The organism is Thermogemmatispora sp., from assembly GCF_042408735.1.
Classification (GTDB): Bacteria; Chloroflexota; Ktedonobacteria; order Ktedonobacterales; family Ktedonobacteraceae; genus Thermogemmatispora.
Genome location: NZ_JBHOQV010000109.1, coordinates 38,541 through 54,989, shown reverse-complemented (window position 1 = coordinate 54,989; position 16,449 = coordinate 38,541). Strand labels below are relative to the sequence as shown.

The window sequence follows — 16,449 nt, the reverse complement described above, 5'->3', positions numbered from 1 at the left end:
CTCCTGGATGTTGCTCTCTCCAGGCACCTTTCAGGTGGCTGTTCGCTGGTCTGCATGGAAGCGACCTGCGTTTTTGTCGCGACAGAACAGGCAACTCGATCACTCAGTACAGAAGAGAAGTTGAAGAAGGGAATTTTATGTTAGGGGCTGTTTTTCCTCGCAGCGTCGCTGCTCAGCGACAGCTTCGCCGCCTGAGCCGCCTGGGGATTGCCGCGGTGATTGGTTTGGTGGGCTTGGTTGACATGCTTTCTCTTTTTGTGCCCGCTCTGGCAGCCTGGGATCTCCTACCCGATGCCTGGTTGGCCCCTCTGGCTGGGTCGCATCCGCACGTCCACCCTTTGACGGCGGTGATCGGCTTCTTTCTGCTGATGCTTTCCTACGGTCTGGCACGCGGAAAGCGCCAGGCCTGGCTGGTGACCTTGCTGTTGTTGTTGCTCTCAGCCTTGTCGCTTTCCCACCCCCACCGGGGATTATCGCTTCCTTCTTTGAGCGTTTTGGGCCTGGCCGCTCTGCTGGGCTGCTGCGCTCCGCTCTTCCAGGCTCGTAGCGATCCTCCTTCGATCTTCCGCGGCTATCTGGCTCTAGCCCTTGGTCTGGGTATTGTCTTTTTCTATACGCTCGGTGGTTTCCTGACGCTTTACAGCGATTTTGAGCCGCTGATCGATCGCTGGGGACTGGAAGCGGTCCTGCTGGGGCTGCTGAGCCGGGCCCATCTTCACTTTCCGCGGGGAACGTCGGCTTTTCTCTTCGCGCGCGCTATTCCGCTCTTGTGTATGAGCGCGGTGGGATACGGGATGCTGCGGCTCTTTCGCCCGGTGGCGGCAGCCCTGCTTGCTCATGCCGGTGAGCGCCAGCGCGTTGAGGAGCTGGTACGCCTCTACGGCCAGAATTCGATTTCTTACCACCTACTCGTAGGCGAGAAGTCCTTTTTCTTTGCAGATTCGGGCCGGGCGGTGATTGGCTTTGTGCTCCAGGGAACGACGGCTGTGGTGGCCGGCGATCCCGTGGGACCAGAGGCCGAGCTGCCAGGCTTGATCCGGCAGTTCGTGGCTTTCTGCGAGCGTCAGGATTGGACGCCTGTCTTCTGGCAGGTGCGGGCTGAGCTGGCTCCCTACTATCGCTCTTGTGGCCTGCATTTGCTCAAGATTGGCGAAGATGCTATTGTGGAGCTGTCTGCTTTTTCGCTGCAGGGCGGGGCAATGGCCAATCTGCGCACAAGCGCGCGCCGCGCTGAAAAAGCCGGGCTGACGGTGGTCTTCTATGAGGGCCGCGTGACCTCTTCCGAGCATCTGATTCAGATGGCCCGCATCTCACGCGAGTGGCTTCAACAGAAGGGCAGCACGGAAATGGGCTTTAGTATGAGCCGTTTCCATCCTTTCGAGACCTCTCCTCAGCTCTATGCGCTGGCCGTCGATGAGCGGCAGACGGTCCAGGCTTTTGTCTCTTTCGTGCCGATCTATGGACGCCGCGGCTGGGCGTTGGACCTGATGCGCCGCTCGTCACAGGCCACCCCCGGCGCGATGGAGCTGCTGCTGACGCGCTCGCTCTTTTTCTTGAAGGAGCAGGGAGCAGAGGTGGTCAGCCTGGGTCTGGCTCCCTTGAGTAACTGTAACCAGGAAGAGGATGAGACGCTGCTCGCCGCCGGGATCAGCTTTCTGACGGGACGCCTGGCTGGTCTGGTGGGCGGCCCCTCGCTGCTGGCCTTTAAGAAGAAGTTTCAACCGCGCTGGGAGAGCCGCTATCTGGTCTATGCGGAGACCCTGAGTTTGCCCAAGATCGGCCTGGCTCTCTACCGCGTCCATCAGCACGATGGCTCGTTGATACTGGCGCTGCTGCGTTCTCTGCGCCCGCGACCTCACCCGCAAGGGGTGCCGGTGCTGAGACGGGGGAGCGCTTGAGCAGACTGACCCCCGCCTGGCTTTGGGAATGATCGCCGCCAGGCTGGTTGAGGAGAAGCTGATAGGTCAAAGCCTCCAACTCAACCAGCCTTCTGCCAGCCAGATAGCTTATAGCTCACTCACCCGAGAGGCCGGGCGACGGCTCAGACGCCGCTTGTCTGTGTTCCGACAGCTCCTGTCCCTGTCGTTGCTCTTCTTCCTCCAGGGCCTGTTGAAGCTGCAGGTCTCGTATCCTGGCCTTCTCTTCCAGGAGAGCCAGCCAGCGAAAGAAGAGGGGGGTCATGACGATCAGGTCAACGAGACCGGGGATGAGCAGCATCGCTCCAGCAGCCTCTTGGTCGCTGAGAGGGGCGATGAGTGGGTGCGGCTGTTGGGCATAGACCGGGTAAAAGAGGGTGCCTGAGAAGACGAGCAGGAAGGCGTAGATGTCGATCGGCTGGCCATCGAGAAAGGCGTAGAGCATCTGGGCCGGATAACTAAGACGCCGCTTCTCCTCCGCTGGGCCAAGGAGCGGCCACCAGTTCAGAAGAGCCAGCAGCAGCAGCGCTAGCAGCGCCAGATCATAAAGCAGGGCCTGCTCGCTGGTCGCCAGATAGAGCGGTGGCAGGTGCCAGAGAAGGAAGAAGCCATTATAGAGGATCGAGGCCGGCAGGGGGCGCGTGAGCCAGCGGAGGAAGGATGAGCGGTTACTCCGGCCCTGGCTCTCCTCTGGCCGGAGTCGTTTGAGCAGGGCAGCCGGCATGGCGAGCAGGAGGAGGGGAGCGCAAAGAGTGCTCAGGACAATGACCTGGAGCATATGCATGAAAAAGAGCTGGCTGCGCGCGAGGCTATTGATAGGTGTCACGAGGACGGCGAGCATGGCGACAAGGGCCACCAGGAAGGCCAACAGGCGCCAGCGCGTTTGCTTGCTGCCCTCTGTGGTCTGCCCTTGTGCGGGGGACTGAGGCAGCGCTTGCCAGAGGGGTGGCAGGTAGGCCAGGCAGAGCAGTAGCGCGGCCACGATAGCGGGAATGTTGGTCTGCCCGAGCAGGTTCAGGAACGCTTGCATAGATTGTCTCTCCGTGTGCTTCAAGCAGTAAGATAGAAAGGATGGTCCGTTCTCTACCAGAGACTATAGTGCACCCTGGCCAGAGAGAGGCTGCTATCCGCTCCCTTGCTCTCTTCTGGCGGGTTTGCTTTCCCCTCGCCCGGCTCGGGCGGCCTGGGGAGAGCGCCGAGCGATGAGCAATGAGCATACGGACAGATAAATAACCCCAGAGAGGGAAAACCCGGAGGTATTGGGCAGCCATGTCTGCGCAGAGCTGGAGCGAGTTTGAGCTGATTGCCCGTCTGACAGCCGGCTTGCCTTCACGCGAGGAGGTCATGGTCGGGGTTGGAGATGACTGCGCCGTGCTCGATGTTGGAGGTAGGCGACTTCTGTTGCTGACCTGCGATAGTCAGGTCGAAGGAGTGCATTTTACGTTACGCACTTCTTCGCCGGAGGAGGTCGGGCACAAGGCCCTGGCCATCAATCTGAGCGATATTGCGGCGATGGGCGGGGAGCCACGCTATGCGCTGGTCTCTCTGCATGTTCCCCGCGGCTGCCCCCTGGAGGTGCTGGAGGGCCTCTACGCCGGGCTACGAGAGGAGGCGGCCGCAGCCCAGACGCTGATCATCGGCGGGAACGTCAGCGGCACGGGAGGCACCGAGGGGCTGGCGCTCGATATCACTTTGCTGGGCGAGATCGAACGCGGGCGGGTGCTGACACGGGCCGGCGCCCACGTTGGCGACACGATCTTTGTGACAGGCTGGCCGGGCGAGTCGGCTGCTGGTCTGTATTCGCTGCTCTATCCCGACTATCCGTATCCGCCAACGGCCTGCGAGCGCCTGCGGAGCGTCCATCGCCTGCCACGCCCGCGCCTGGCCGAGGGACGCCTGCTGAGTGAGCTTGGCCCCCAGATTGTCACCGCGCTGATCGATGTCAGCGATGGTCTCAGCGGGGACCTGGCCCATATCTGCGAGCGCAGCGGTGTGGGAGCCTGCCTTGAGGTCGGGCATCTGCCACTCTCTCCCGAGCTGCGTGCTCTGGCCGCTGCCAGTGGACGGGATCCCCTGACCTGGGTCCTGCATGGCGGAGAGGACTATGAGCTGCTCTTTACGGTTGCAGCAGGCTATGAGGCGACTGTCCAGGCCCGCTTCGCCGCCGCGGGCGCGGCCCCCATCACGCCCATCGGCCAGATCACGGAGGCCGCGAGGGGACTGCGGTTACGCTGGCCCGACGGACACGAAGAGCCGCTTGCGGTGCGGAGCTGGGATCATTTCACCTCGCCCTCCAGAGACTAGCCTCTTTCTTCCGAAAGGCCCGTGGCGGCCCGCGCTGCCTGCACCTGTTCAACAATGGCACGCGCGGCAGCGGCGATGTCTTCTGCATGGACAACGGCAGTGATCACGGCGACGCCACAAGCGCCCGCCGCAATGACTTCTGGCGTGTTGGCCGCCGTGATTCCCCCGATGGCCACCAGCGGCACCCGATAACGGGCCCCGATAGCTCTTAGCAGCTCGGGGCCGGTGGCCGGTCCGGCATCAGCCTTGCCGCGCGTCGGGTAGATCGGGCCAACGCCCAGGTAGTCAGCGCCCTCCGCTACCGCCTGTTCGGCTTCCGCGAGGTTGCCTGCAGAGACCCCGAGAATGCGCCCGGGTCCCAGCAGCTTGCGCGCCAGGGCAACCGGCATGTCATCTTGCCCGACGTGGGCGCCATCGGCGTCGATCGCCAGCGCCACGTCAAGGCGGTCGTTGACAATCAGTAAGGCCCCGTGGCGACGAGTGAGCACACGCAGGGCCAGACCCTCCTCGACCAGGGTGCGCGTTGTGGCCTCCTTATCGCGCAGTTGGATGATGGTGGCTCCGCCGGCCAGGGCCGCCTCCGCTACGGTCAGCATGTCGCGCCCTCGCGACCACTGGCGATCGGTGAGAACGTGCAGGGCAAGGCGGGGAATCAGCTCCTGGCGTTTCCAGCCCGAAGGGAGCAGCGCAGACATCAGGCGATCACCTTCACTTTCTGGCCACGACGGATGGTCTGCTCGTCGAGGACGGCCACAGCATCGAGGAGGTGAGAGCGAAAGGTGCCAGGGCCAGCCGCTTTCTGGGCCGCCAGCTCTCCCGCCAGACCGAGAACTACCAGGGCGGCAACGCAGGCCCTCCAGGCATCTGGCTCGACCGCCAGGAAGGCCGCTACCAGGCTGGTAGCCATGCAACCGCTGCCGGTGATGCTGGCTAGCAAGGGATGACCGTTCTCTACATAGGCCAGGCGCTGACCGTCGCTGATGACATCACGCGCGCCCGTAATGGCCACGCAGCAGTTGAACTGGCGCGCCGCTCGCTGGGCGACGCTTTCCCGCTCCTCTGCCAGGGAGATAGCTTCGACGCCGCGTGTCTCGCCCTCTACTCCCAGTAAGGCTCCGATCTCGGAGGCGTTGCCACGCAGGGCAGCAATGCGCAGTTCCCGCAGCAAGCGCAAGGCGCTCTCGGTACGCAGGCGCGTGGCTCCCGCTCCGACGGGATCAAGGACAATAGGGATCTGGCCTTCGTTGGCACGCCGGCCCGCCAGGAGCATGGCCTCGATCTGGCCCGGCGTGAGAGTGCCGATGTTGAGGACCAGGGCGCTGGCCAGGCCAACCATTTCTTCAACTTCTTCGGGAGCGTGGGCCATGACCGGCAGGGCGCCTATGGCCAGAGTAATGTTGGCGGTGTCGTTCATGACGACCATATTGGTGATGTGGTGCACCAGGGGCCGGCGGCTCCGAATGAGGCCCACCAGGGTCGCTACTTCCCCCAGGGCCTTTTGCTCATGCCCCCCGTCATCATGGCTCTGACTCATGCTCTTCCTTCCTTCTGGCTCTGCTTCCACTGCCAGAAATGCTCGGTAGGCCCGTGGCCATGACCAAGTCCCGGCGCATGACGAATGGCCTCGGTGACGTACTGCTTGGCGGCAGCTACTGCCTCAGCAACGGGCAAGCCACGCGCCAGGAAGGCAGCGATGGCCGCCGAGAAGGTACAGCCGGTCCCGTGAGTATGGCGCGTCTCGATGCGCTCGGCCCGCAATTCGCTGAAGCTGGCGCCGTCAAAGTAGATATCGATCGGCGCGTCGAGACGGTGCCCGCCCTTGACCACCACGTGGCGCGCTCCCAGATCGTGAATGGCGCGGGCGGCCTCGCGCATCTCTTCCAGGGTCTCGACCCGACGCCCGGTCAGCATCTGGGCCTCCGGCAGGTTCGGGGTCACGACCTCTGCCAGGGGAAGCAGCTCGCGGCACAGGGCCGCCACGGCCTCGGGCCGCAAGAGCGGGTCGCCACTTTTGGCCGCCATCACCGGATCGACCACCAGGGGCAACTGCCAGCGGGCGACGCTGCGCGCGACCGCTTCGATAATGGGGGCGGTGGCCAGCATGCCGGTTTTGGCAGCGTCGGCCCCGAGATCTTCGAGCACGGCCTCGATCTGGGCTTCGACCAGCTCCGGCGGCAGCTCAAAGGCGGCTCGTACCCCCAGGGTGTTCTGAGCAGTAATGGCCGTGAGGGCGGAGAGACCATAGACCTCCAGGGCGGCAAAGGTCTTGAGGTCAGCCTGAATGCCGGCCCCGGCGGACGAATCCGAGCCGGCAATGGTCAAGGCCCGTGGGAGTCGCTGCTCCTCGCTCATCTTCTTCCTCTCTTCTCTGCTTCACTCCTTTTGCTCTGGCAAGCAGCTTCTGCTCGCCAGTCAGCCAGAGCCGGCAGGCTGGCTGGTTGGTGCCCAGCTCAGCTCGGCTCAACCCGGCTCAGGCCGGCCATTGCTCCTGCTGCCAGGCCATTTCCCAGAAGAGCCATTCGTAGCAGGTGCTGATGCGAAAGATCTCATGGAGACGGGCAATAGCTTCTGCCGAGAGGCCCTCAGCGTGGGCATCCAGACGCTCGCGCAGCCAGCGCCCCACAGCATCAAATTCGGGGTCGGCATAGGTACGCAGCCAGTCGGCGTAAGGATGGTCGGGCGATGGCGCCTTGTTGGCCGTTAGATGGGTTCCTACCTCGGCGTAGATCCAGGCGCAGGGCAGCATGGAGGCGATGATTTCCGGCAGCGTGCCCGTGGTGGCGATAGCCAACAAGTGGCGGGTGTAGGCGTAGTTGGTAGGAGCCATTGGGGTAGCGGCCATCTGCTCCGGGGTTAAGCCGAAGCGCTCGCCGTAACGGCGGTGCAGGTCTTGCTCAACAACGAGGGTATTGAGCAGCAGGCGGCCAAACTGCTCTATTTCGGCCTGGTCTTCGCTGCGCGTTGCCGCGTAGCCGAAGCACTTGGCCAGCACATCGAGAAAGAGGGCATCCTGGCGAATATAGAATTCAAAGTTGGCGCGCGGCAAGGAGCCGTCGCCGAGGGCAACGACAAAGGGATGCTGCAATTGGCGCTGCCACAGCGGCAGGACACTCTCGCGCAGGCGCGCGGAGAGGCTGCCGGAGGCCATTGCGCCGGTCTGAGCGGCGGACATGACTACCTGACCTCCACAAACAAAGAATCGGTGGGGAGTTCAGGCCAGGAAGCGCTGCTCGGTGAATGAATGGAGGAGAAGAAAACTATGACGACTCTGCCGATGAGGCCACAGTTTTCCAGATCACCCGCGTTCCCTTCGCTGGCATTACCCAGATCAGGTCAGTTCAGGGTCCCCCACACACTCCGGTGGTGTTCTCAGCCTGGCTGCACCAAGCTCCCCTAGCGAGTAGCAGTGTGTCGCAGGACAATTAGCTAAAGCTAACCATAGGCGAAGAGAGGGGCCATGGCCTGCAGCCTTTCCTCTGCCTGCGCCGTGCTTCCGCTGCTCCAGGCTGGCCTGACCAGCCTTCGGCGGCCAAAGGTGGCGACAGCGCGATAGAGGGGTAGCGCCAGCCAGGATGGGCCTGCCTCTTCCTTCCACCGCCAATTATAGCCAAGGCGGCGCAAAAGTGCAATGCCGTTGCTGGGCTGGTCGCCCTGCGCTCTGGGGTAGCTGCTGTCACAGGTGCCACAGGCCGTAACGCAGCCGAGGTCAGCGCGCTATCCGCTGCGATTGACACCAGTTGATTTCGTTGACGCGGCCTCCCTCGATGGCCACCGTGCCCGCCGGCTGGCCGGCAAGATCCCAGAGGGTATAGAGACCGGCGGGCAGGGCGGCAAAGACGGCAGCAAAGAGCTGCTTCCCGTTGAGGCGCCGCTCCAGAACTGCAGTATGGGTACGCTTCTGCGGCTCCTGGACAGGACTGACCTCGATCTCCTTGCCGCGCAGTTCGGGATCGGTATACAGGATGAGGGCCCCGATCTCTCCTCCGATCTCCAGGACAACTGGCTCGCTGTGGACACGCTCGAAGAAAGAGCGACTGGCCTCCATTGTCTTCGACTCACCTCCATTCTGACCTGAGTGGGCCAGCTACCGCCCCTGCAGGCTGGGGCTGAGGCCCAGCGCGCGGTCGCTCGCTCGGCCAAGCGGCTCAGTCCGCTTTCCCCTGGCCTTTTGACTGCCGAGAAGATGGAGGAGGGAGCAGTCTCCCTCCGTGCCTGGACTGACCGACCTGGTCCGGCGACCGCGCGCTCTTGCAAAGCGGAGCGGCTGCCCTCAGCTCGCTGGGACCTCGAAGCCGCTCTTGGGTGTGGCTAAATAGGGAAAGTGCTTTAAATAGTTTGTTCGAGGGGGAACGCCGCCAGTGAGCCTGGCAACTGCCGCATCGGGGGTGTAGCTATGATTGACGAGGGGATAGGTCGCGCCAGCAACAGCCCGCAGCTCGATGGTGACCACGTCGTCGAAGACGCGCCGTCCGTTGGGGAAGCCAGCCAGGTCGCCGCCTAAAATACCCAAGACGTTGGGTTTGCTGGCGGGCGGGATGGCAACGTTGAGTCGCAAGAGATCGGCGGGCTTCGGGCCGGTGAAGTTTTGGAAGCCGTCGATGAGACCGCCTGGAATTCCCGTGAGAAGGATGGCCACCAGGTCAGCACGCGGCGCGGTGAGGGCTTGCAGATGGGGGAAGACACCGGGGTAGAGCGCGGGCAGCAGGCGCGCTACCTCCGGATGCTCAACGTACTTGACGAAGGCCGCGTCATCCTTGGGAGCCAGACGATTCCAGAGGTTCTTTTTGCCCAGAGGAACGATGACCTCGTTGAAGAGGGGGTTGCCCAGGCGCGAGACCTGCACCCACGGTCCCGTATGGGCAGGCTCCTGTCCGCTATCATGCAGGGTCACTTTCTGACGGCTGGCCGAGGCCCAGACACCGATAACCGAGCGCGGATTTTTGTGATCGCTGGCGGCATAGTGCTCGCGCGTCAGGCTGCTCTTGGGCACCTGCAGGGCAATGCTGTGGACATTCAGATCTTTGGTGGCATCGACACCCGGCTGCGGGGGCCGTGGAAATAGATGGAGATTCTGCAGCGGACGAACGTCGAGCAGGTCAAAAATGGCTCCCAGATCGACGTAGAAACCTTCATTGCGCTGGCCAGCGAAGACCAGGCCACCATCTGGCAGACGGTGGATAGCGGCCCTGGCCAGTTCCTCATAGTTGGGCGTCGAGAGTGGCCCAATGTTGCAGGGTGGACAGGCCAGATGCCGCCCGAGAACTTTGGTAGCGCCGTCCTCTTCAATGCGTGTCACTGTGTAGAACTGGCGCCGATTCCAGTTGGGGCTGTCGAGCGCGGTGATCGGTCCGGTATTGTAGAGAAAGGTATCGGGGTTACGTACCTCCGTCTCAAAGCGAAATTGATAGGTGATATCGGCCAGGGCATCGCCGTCGTTGTCGATGTGGATCTCATAGAGAACATCGTCCCCAAATTCGTAAAAGTTGGGTCCACCGGCTGGCTCCTGGAGGGGAATGTAGTTGGCGATCAGAGTGACCGTCTCGGGCTTGTCTGGGCTGACAAAGGCGTAGACGTCAGTATTGTCAGCTACTGGATCTTTGGCGATCTCTGGGGCTTCGCGATGCGATGACATAGACCTTACCTCTCCTTCCCCTGCCACGTGCAGGCAATGATCATGGTCGCCCTGTCTTTTTGAGAAGGTGAGCGACCAGGCCAGGATCGCGATAGGTGATTTCGCGCGTGCCAGTCAGAATGCTAACTTCACCCGTGCTGCGCTGGCGCACGTGCAGCACCAGCGGCTCTTCGCTGTCGGAAGCAGAGACCGGTTGGTAGCCCACTGCCTCGCCCGTGGTGGGGAGGTCAACAGGCAGGGACCGGGCGGCCGACGGCCCCGCTCCCTCCAGGGTTCCGACCAGGGTCCCGCCGGCAGCCATGCCGATCGTGGTCCGCTTGAGAAAGGTACGCCTTGTAATTCGAGGCATGGTTATCTCCTCGCCTGGTTTGTCTTGATGCGTCGATTCGGCGCGATCGCCGAAGGTCTGCTTCTCATGACCGGTTATGATCACGAGGAAGAGACGATCTTCCAGGAACCGGTTCACCTTTGAGACCGGTCTGGTCTTTACCTCAGTATAGCCAGGCGGCGAATTCATCACCATCGAGCAAGAGCCTTGAGCAACAAGATCTCCAAGCCTCAGCGAGCCGGCTCCGGCCAGCTAGACTCACAAAGGGAGACCCTCATCTTGGTGGAGCAGGAACCGACGACGGGACCGGCGCCCGGCAATGGCTCAAACCAGCCAGCCCGGCCAGCACCAGTTGCTCTACAACTACCAGCACACGCCCGTTACAACACTTCAGAAATATTGTCCACAAAGAGAACTAAGTTCACCACCCAACAAAAAAAATCAACGCCAGGGAGCTTGTTGCCAGGCCCGCAACAGGTCGCGCACCGCCCGTTCCAGGAGCAGTTGAGCGCGAGGAGGACCGCCGTAGATCAGGTGAGCGAGGGCCAGGCTTGTCAGACCATGCAAAGTTGCCCAGAAAATATCAACGGCATCATCCAGCTCGCGCAGGGCCACGGCCCGGGCCTCGCTCCAGCTCGCCAGAGCTGTCCGCACAAGAGCGAAGGTCGCCTTAGCCTCCTTAATATCGTGCAGTTTCTGATGCAAGCTAAACATTAGTCCATAGAGAGTGGGATTGCACCATACGAAGCGCCAGTACGCGATCGCAATCTGCAACAGCCGCTCCTCTGGATCATCCTGCCTGGAAGCCGCCTGGCGCAAGTCCTCCAGCAAGTGAGAAAAGCCCTGCACCAGCAGGGTCGCAAGAATGGCCTCCTTATCCTCAAAGTACTTATAGAGCGCGGAGGGACTGTACTCGATGCGATCGGCCACACGGCGGACCGTTACGGCCTGCCAGCCCTCTTGAGCAGCGATGGTCAGGGCTGCCTCCAAGATCGCCTGACGCATAGCTTCGCGTTCGCGCTCCCGTCGCTCTCTGCTGCCCACCTTCTGCTCTCTCCTTTCTGCTTTCAGACAGGGGAGATGGTAAACTAAGTTTACCAGAAAGTCAAGTGTTCTTTCCAAAAGAGAGGATTGAGAGGAGAGAGAGCAGCACCCGCTTTCCTCAGTCGCGGGGTCGCTCCCGACAGACAGGCCCGCTAAGCGGCTGAAACGACCTGTCTGTCGGGAGCTGCCGAGCGCCGACAGCTTCGAACGCCAGGTGAGACCGGACCAATCCACCTCTTCCAGATTGCAGCGGTCAGCCGTGTTGTCTCATCTTGCCCGCGCGATCGGTCCTTCTTCCTCTTAGCTATCGAGGGAGCGCGGCAAGGGCAGGGCCGCCAGCAGCCGACCTTCAAGCAGGCGCCTCCCCGGGTCGGCTCGGCCCAGCAGTGGAACCTCCTGGACGGAGAGCACGAGGACCTGCTCACCTCTGGTCGCCCCCTCTGGGCGCCAGATGAGCAGCAACTGATCTGCCGGCGAGACCAGAAGGGTCGTCAGCAAATGATCGCCAGGAGTCAGCCCCAGGCAGGTCACGCCCGCTGTTGCCCGTCCGCGCAGCGGCACCTGCTCCACAGCGATCCGCTTGGCGTAGCCATGCTCACTCAGCAGCAGCAAGGTTTCCAGCGCAGCCGAAGCGGCCTCCGGGTCCGTCCCAGGTACGCTGGGGGTCAGCGGTCCCCCCTGCGCCTGTTCCTGTCGCAGATAGCAGGCGCTCACCAGCGAGGCCCCCGGAGCCAGCGCCAGGGCCATCACTCCCTGCCCCGCGCGCCCCTGAGCGCGCAGGCTCTCATCGGAAAAGCGCAGCGTCTGCCCTCCGCTGCTGCTGACCAGGTACTCACCGCCAGCGCTTACCACCAGAGCCGCCGCCACCGCATCGCCGTCCGCCAGCCGCATATCCTGTAAGCCCTCCTCATCGAGCGTCCGATATTCGCTCAATGGCGACTTTTTGACCTTGCCCTGACGGCTGAAGGTCACCAGATAGCGGTTTTCCTCGTGTGCTGAGAGGGAGAAGAGCGCCACAGGCTCCTCCTCGGGAGCCAGCGCCAGCAGGCGAGCCAGAGGTTCACCCCGGGCCGAGCGTGTTGCCTGGGGAACGCGGAAAGCCGGCATCTGGAAGACGCGCCCGCTAGAGGCGACACAGAGCACGGTATCCTGCGAGGTAGCTGCCAGCACCTGGCGTAGCTGCTCATCGCCGCGCACCGGCGAGTAGCGCTCCATCCGCGTTCCGTCTGCCCCCCCATGCCCCTCCTCCGTCGGCTTCCGTCCGCCCTCGCGCGGCAGATAGATGCCCGCTGGCAGGGCCTTCACGGTCGCCGAGCGCGTCAGTACCAGCGTCAGCGGGGTCCGCTCATAGAGGGGCAGCACCTCGCGAATGGGTTCATCGCTGCGCGCCTGGGCATCGATGACCGTTCGCCGTGCATCCCCAAACTGACGGATCAGTTGCTGCATCTCCTTCTTCAGCAAGGCGATCAAGGCGCGCCGATCGCTCAGAAGATGTTCCAACTCGGCTACGCGCGTCTGCAGCTCCTCGCGCTCACGAGCATACCTGGCGGCGTCCAGGCGCGTCACCTGGGAGAGGGTCATGCTGGCGATCACTTCCGACTGGGCGGCGGTTAGCTTGTAACGCTCTTCGATGGCGCGCCGGGCCGCCGCGCGGTCCTCGGCCTCCTGAAAGAGGCGCACGATCTCCTGAGCATTGGCCGCTCCCACCATCAGCCCCTCCAGGACATGCAGGCGCTCGCGCGCCTTGCGCAGCTGAAACTGAGCCCGGCGGGTGAGGACATCCACCTGGTGGGCGTTCCAGTAATTGAGCAGCTCCAACATGCCCACCTGGCGCGGCTGGCGAGCCGGTTGCATCGGCTCGCCAAAGAGAAAGACCATCTGGAAGGAGAGCGAGACCTGCAGATCGGTCTCCTGATAGAGCCGCGTCAGCACCCGGGCGGGGTCGGCATCCTTTCTCAAATCAAGAACAATGCGCGTCCCCTTCTCGGCATCGCTCTCGTCGCGCACATCGGGCAGCAGGCCCTCGACACGGCCCGCGTTGATGGCCTCGGCGATCGAGACCTTGACCCGGTCGCGCCCCACAGGGGGGATCTGCACCACCACCAGCGAGCGGTTGCGAGGAGTCTCCTCAAGCCGGACCTCGGCCCGAACCACAATACGGCCTTTGCCGGTAGTGAAGTAGTCGCGAATGCCCTCGAGGCCGATCACGCGCCCGCCCTGGGGAAAATCTGGCCCCTGGATGATGCTCATCAGTTGCTCAACGCTCATATCAGGCTGATCAAGCAGGGCGATACAGGCCCGCAAGACCTCCGCCAGGTTATGAGGCGGAATATTGGTCGCCAGGCCAACGGCGATGCCGCTGGAAGGGTTAATGACGGGAGGCAAGCGCCCGGGTAAATAATCAGGTTCCAGGACCTTCGGGTCTTGCTTATAGGTCGGATGCAGTGGCACCGTCTCACAATCCAGATCGGCCATCAGGGCCTCGGCCAGCGGTGAGAGGCGCATCTCCGTGTAGCGGTAGGCGGCGGGCGCATCGCCATCCTCGCTGCCCATGTTGCCCTGCCCCTCGATCAGGGGATAGCGCATCGTAAAAGGCTGGGCCAGGCGCACCGCGGCCTCATAGACTGAGGCATCACCGTGGGGATGATAATTGCCCAGAATCAGGCCCACCACCTCGGCGCTCTTCACCGTTGGGCGATCAGAGCGATAACCGGCCTCGCGCATCCCGGTCAGAATACGGCGCTGCACTGGCTTCAGCCCATCACGTGCATCCGGCAAGGCCCGATCCGTGACCACGGATAATCCGTAGGTGGCGAAGGCGCGCGCCAGCAGCACGGCGAAATCCTCTTCCCGAATGGTTCCCTGCTCAATCGAACGATCAGACATGCGTGCCATAGGCTTACCTATCATCCATCCTTTTATGCTCTCCCTGCACCTCTGGAAGCCAGAGTCTTCCTCGTGCCTCGACTAGACATCGATCTCTCTGATCTTGCGCGCGTGCTCCGCCAGAAAGCTGCGGCGGGCCTCGGCATTGCGGTCCTCCATTAGCTCAGCCACCAGCCTGGCGGCCAAGACAGCATCTTCCAGTGTGACTCTTTTCAGCGTGCGCTGAGCCGGATCGAAGGTCGTATCGCGCAACTCCTGGGGATTCATCTCGCCCAGTCCCTTATAGCGCTTGAACTCCAGACCCTGGGCATCGGGATGGCTGGCCAGAAACTGCAGGCGCGCCTCGTCGTCCAGCAGCCAGATGACGCGCCCCTTATAGCGCACCGAATAGAGGGGCGGGCAGGCGATGTAGACGTGGCCGCGCTCAATCAGCTCGCTAAATTCCTGGTGGAAGAGCGTCAACAGCAGACACTGGATGTGCAGGCCATCGACATCGGCATCGGTGGCGATAATAATGCGCTGGAAGCGCAGTCTGCTAATATCAAAGGCATCGCGCGTGCCCGTGCCGAGAACATTGATAATCGTACGAATCTCCTCGTTGCGCAGGATACGCTCAAGATCGGCCTTGGCCACATTCAGGGGCTTCCCCTTCAGCTTCAGCACCGCCTGATACTCAGAGAAGCGACCCTGGCCAGCGCTGCCCCCAGCGGAGTCGCCCTCGACAATGAAGAGTTCAGCCCGCGCCGGATCGTTCGTATTGCACTTCAGGAACTTGCGCGAGAGGGAAGTATCGATCAGCTCGCCATTTTTCTTCTCGCCGCTGCGGGCCAGCTCCTCGACTAGCTGAGCCTCGTTGCGGGCCTTCTGCATCTGCTGAATTTTCTTGATCCATTCCTTGCCGGCCGAGGGATTGCGCTCAAACCAGTCCTTGAGTCCCTCATCGACGATCGAGCGCACGATACCCTCAACCGGAGCGTTGTTGAGGCGATCCTTGGTCTGGCCCTGAAATTGCGGGTTGCTCAGCTTGACCGAGATGACGGCGTTGAGGCCCTGCTGAATAACCTCGGGGCGGAAGCCCTCCTTCTCGCGACTCTTGATGATCCCCCACTTCAGCGCATAGTCGTGCACGACGCGCGTCAGGGCCGCTTTGAAGCCCGTTTCATGGACGCCGCCGTCGCGCGTGCGCACAGCATTGGCGTAGCTGAAGAGGGTCGTTCTGAAGCCAGTGGTCGGCTGCAGAGCGACCTCCACCTGGACCCCATCGCGCTCGCCGGCAATGGCAATCACCTGCTTGAAGAGGGGTTGGCCACCCGCAGCGCCACCGGCCGCCAGGTCGCGCACATAATCGGGGAGACCCTCGCGCGAATAAAAGAGCTGCTGCACTTGCTGCCCGCTGGCCTCATCCCAGAGATCCAGGTGGAAAGCCACACCCCGATTGAGATAGGCAGCGGCCTTGAGCCGGCTCTGAACCGCTTCAGGAGCATAGTAGGCCTCGGCATCGAAAATGCTGCGGTCGTAGAGCCAGCAGAGCTGTGTCCCATGCAGGCGTGGGTCACAGGAGGTAATCTCGTGAGGCAGCGCCTTGCCGCGCTGGAAGCGCTGCCGGAATTGTTGCCCGTTGCGCCAGATGGTCAATTCCAACTCTTCGGACAGGGCATTGATGACGGTTGCCCCGACCCCGTGCAGGCCGCCGGCAGTCTTGTAGGCCCCCTCGGCAAATTTGCCGCCCGAGTGGGGAACCGTCATGATGACGGTCGCCGCTGGCAGCGTCCGGCCCTGATAGGTCATGGGGTCAAAGGGCATACCGCGCCCTTCGTCGCGCACGGTCACCCGACCATCGCGCTCGATACGCACCCAGATATGGCGACCGTAGCCGGCTACAGCCTCATCGACAGCGTTATCAAGCGCCTCCCAGAGCAGATGCAGGAGCCCAGAGGTCGAGGTCGAGCCAATGTACATGCCCGGCCGATGGCGAATGGCCGTCAACCCTTCCAGGACCTGGATATCGGCAGCCGAGTAGCCAGGCCCTGGCGAACCTGCCCCGGCTCCGGCCGCTCCCTCTCTGCTCCTCCCTCTGGCCCGCCCAGGCCGCTCCTCCTCTCGCTGCCCACCTCCGTGCTCTTCGACCTGCTCCGCCCGCGCATGCGATGCTGGTTGTTGTTGCTCTTCTTGTGCCTCCGTGTTGACCGTACCTGCCGAAAAAAGTGAAAGTTGTCCGTCTATTCCTACAGGTTCCCCTGCAGGAACAGCGGTCGCCCGGGGGGAACGAGTCATCTGAGAAAGTTCCTCTCTTGCCTTTGCTGTTCTTGCCGAGACAGGATACAGCCTTGTCCGGGGAA

13 protein-coding genes and 1 riboswitch are annotated in these 16,449 nt (G+C 62.6%); of the genes, 2 read left to right on the top strand and 11 right to left on the bottom strand.

Annotated features, from left to right (window positions below):
* Nucleotides 1-137: 137 nt before the first annotated feature.
* Nucleotides 138-1,898, top strand: coding sequence for a bifunctional lysylphosphatidylglycerol flippase/synthetase MprF (locus ACFMO7_RS09200; protein ID WP_376795188.1), 1,761 nt, complete (start codon nt 138-140; stop codon nt 1,896-1,898).
* A 115-nt stretch (nt 1,899-2,013) separates the two neighbouring features.
* Here the strand turns inward: ACFMO7_RS09200 and ACFMO7_RS09195 are convergent, their stop codons facing one another.
* Nucleotides 2,014-2,946 (bottom strand): cytochrome c oxidase assembly protein, encoded by a 933-nt coding sequence (locus tag ACFMO7_RS09195; RefSeq protein ID WP_376795187.1) that lies wholly within the window; start codon nt 2,944-2,946, stop codon nt 2,014-2,016.
* 239 nt (nt 2,947-3,185) lie between these two features.
* Here ACFMO7_RS09195 and thiL point away from each other — a divergent pair, with 239 nt between their 5' ends.
* Nucleotides 3,186-4,220, top strand: coding sequence for a thiamine-phosphate kinase (gene thiL / locus ACFMO7_RS09190; protein WP_376795186.1), 1,035 nt, complete (start codon nt 3,186-3,188; stop codon nt 4,218-4,220).
* On the opposite strand, the gene thiE is transcribed toward thiL, so the two are convergent.
* The 10 genes from thiE to ACFMO7_RS09140 all read right to left on the bottom strand — a co-directional run bounded on the left by thiE (nt 4,217) and on the right by ACFMO7_RS09140 (nt 16,384).
* Nucleotides 4,217-4,915, bottom strand: coding sequence for a thiamine phosphate synthase (thiE, locus tag ACFMO7_RS09185; protein ID WP_376795185.1), 699 nt, complete (start codon nt 4,913-4,915; stop codon nt 4,217-4,219). The genes thiL and thiE overlap by 4 nt on opposite strands.
* Entirely contained in the window at nt 4,915-5,754 is an 840-nt protein-coding gene (gene thiM, locus ACFMO7_RS09180; RefSeq protein ID WP_376795184.1) for a hydroxyethylthiazole kinase, read from the bottom strand. Before thiM ends, thiE begins: the two co-directional genes overlap by 1 nt.
* Nucleotides 5,751-6,572, bottom strand: coding sequence for a bifunctional hydroxymethylpyrimidine kinase/phosphomethylpyrimidine kinase (gene thiD, locus ACFMO7_RS09175; RefSeq protein ID WP_376795183.1), 822 nt, complete (start codon nt 6,570-6,572; stop codon nt 5,751-5,753). Before thiD ends, thiM begins: the two co-directional genes overlap by 4 nt.
* Before the next feature lie 118 nt (nt 6,573-6,690).
* Nucleotides 6,691-7,392, bottom strand: coding sequence for a thiaminase II (tenA, locus tag ACFMO7_RS09170; protein ID WP_376795182.1), 702 nt, complete (start codon nt 7,390-7,392; stop codon nt 6,691-6,693).
* A gap of 115 nt (nt 7,393-7,507) precedes the next feature.
* Nucleotides 7,508-7,625, bottom strand: a riboswitch (TPP riboswitch).
* Nucleotides 7,626-7,926: 301 nt separating this feature from the next.
* Nucleotides 7,927-8,265 carry a phospholipase gene (locus ACFMO7_RS09165; protein WP_376795181.1) on the bottom strand — a complete coding sequence of 113 codons (339 nt, stop codon included), beginning with the start codon at nt 8,263-8,265 and terminating at the stop codon, nt 7,927-7,929.
* Nucleotides 8,266-8,490: 225 nt separating this feature from the next.
* On the bottom strand, nt 8,491-9,852 hold the full coding sequence (locus ACFMO7_RS09160; protein WP_376795180.1) for a DUF4331 domain-containing protein: 1,362 nt from the start codon (nt 9,850-9,852) through the stop codon (nt 8,491-8,493).
* 40 nt (nt 9,853-9,892) lie between these two features.
* Entirely contained in the window at nt 9,893-10,201 is a 309-nt protein-coding gene (locus tag ACFMO7_RS09155) for a twin-arginine translocation signal domain-containing protein (protein WP_376795179.1), read from the bottom strand.
* Between the two features lie 420 nt (nt 10,202-10,621).
* Nucleotides 10,622-11,224, bottom strand: a complete 603-nt coding sequence (locus tag ACFMO7_RS09150; protein WP_376795178.1) for a TetR/AcrR family transcriptional regulator — start codon at nt 11,222-11,224, stop codon at nt 10,622-10,624.
* Nucleotides 11,225-11,524: 300 nt separating this feature from the next.
* Entirely contained in the window at nt 11,525-14,119 is a 2,595-nt protein-coding gene (locus tag ACFMO7_RS09145; RefSeq protein WP_376795177.1) for a DNA topoisomerase (ATP-hydrolyzing) subunit A, read from the bottom strand.
* Nucleotides 14,120-14,191: 72 nt separating this feature from the next.
* Nucleotides 14,192-16,384, bottom strand: a complete 2,193-nt coding sequence (locus tag ACFMO7_RS09140) for a type IIA DNA topoisomerase subunit B (protein WP_376795176.1) — start codon at nt 16,382-16,384, stop codon at nt 14,192-14,194.
* Nucleotides 16,385-16,449 lie beyond the last annotated feature (65 nt).

Bases quoted from the DNA above. Each gene is read 5' to 3' on its own strand.
- ACFMO7_RS09200 (WP_376795188.1), top strand. From the start codon at position 138: ATGTTAGGGGCTGTTTTTCCTCGCAGCGTCGCTGCTCAGCGACAGCTT.
- ACFMO7_RS09195 (WP_376795187.1), bottom strand. From the start codon at position 2,946: ATGCAAGCGTTCCTGAACCTGCTCGGGCAGACCAACATTCCCGCTATC.
- thiL (WP_376795186.1), top strand. From the start codon at position 3,186: ATGTCTGCGCAGAGCTGGAGCGAGTTTGAGCTGATTGCCCGTCTGACA.
- thiE (WP_376795185.1), bottom strand. From the start codon at position 4,915: ATGTCTGCGCTGCTCCCTTCGGGCTGGAAACGCCAGGAGCTGATTCCC.
- thiM (WP_376795184.1), bottom strand. From the start codon at position 5,754: ATGAGTCAGAGCCATGATGACGGGGGGCATGAGCAAAAGGCCCTGGGG.
- thiD (WP_376795183.1), bottom strand. From the start codon at position 6,572: ATGAGCGAGGAGCAGCGACTCCCACGGGCCTTGACCATTGCCGGCTCG.
- tenA (WP_376795182.1), bottom strand. From the start codon at position 7,392: ATGTCCGCCGCTCAGACCGGCGCAATGGCCTCCGGCAGCCTCTCCGCG.
- ACFMO7_RS09165 (WP_376795181.1), bottom strand. From the start codon at position 8,265: ATGGAGGCCAGTCGCTCTTTCTTCGAGCGTGTCCACAGCGAGCCAGTT.
- ACFMO7_RS09160 (WP_376795180.1), bottom strand. From the start codon at position 9,852: ATGTCATCGCATCGCGAAGCCCCAGAGATCGCCAAAGATCCAGTAGCT.
- ACFMO7_RS09155 (WP_376795179.1), bottom strand. From the start codon at position 10,201: ATGCCTCGAATTACAAGGCGTACCTTTCTCAAGCGGACCACGATCGGC.
- ACFMO7_RS09145 (WP_376795177.1), bottom strand. From the start codon at position 14,119: ATGGCACGCATGTCTGATCGTTCGATTGAGCAGGGAACCATTCGGGAA.
- ACFMO7_RS09140 (WP_376795176.1), bottom strand. From the start codon at position 16,384: ATGACTCGTTCCCCCCGGGCGACCGCTGTTCCTGCAGGGGAACCTGTA.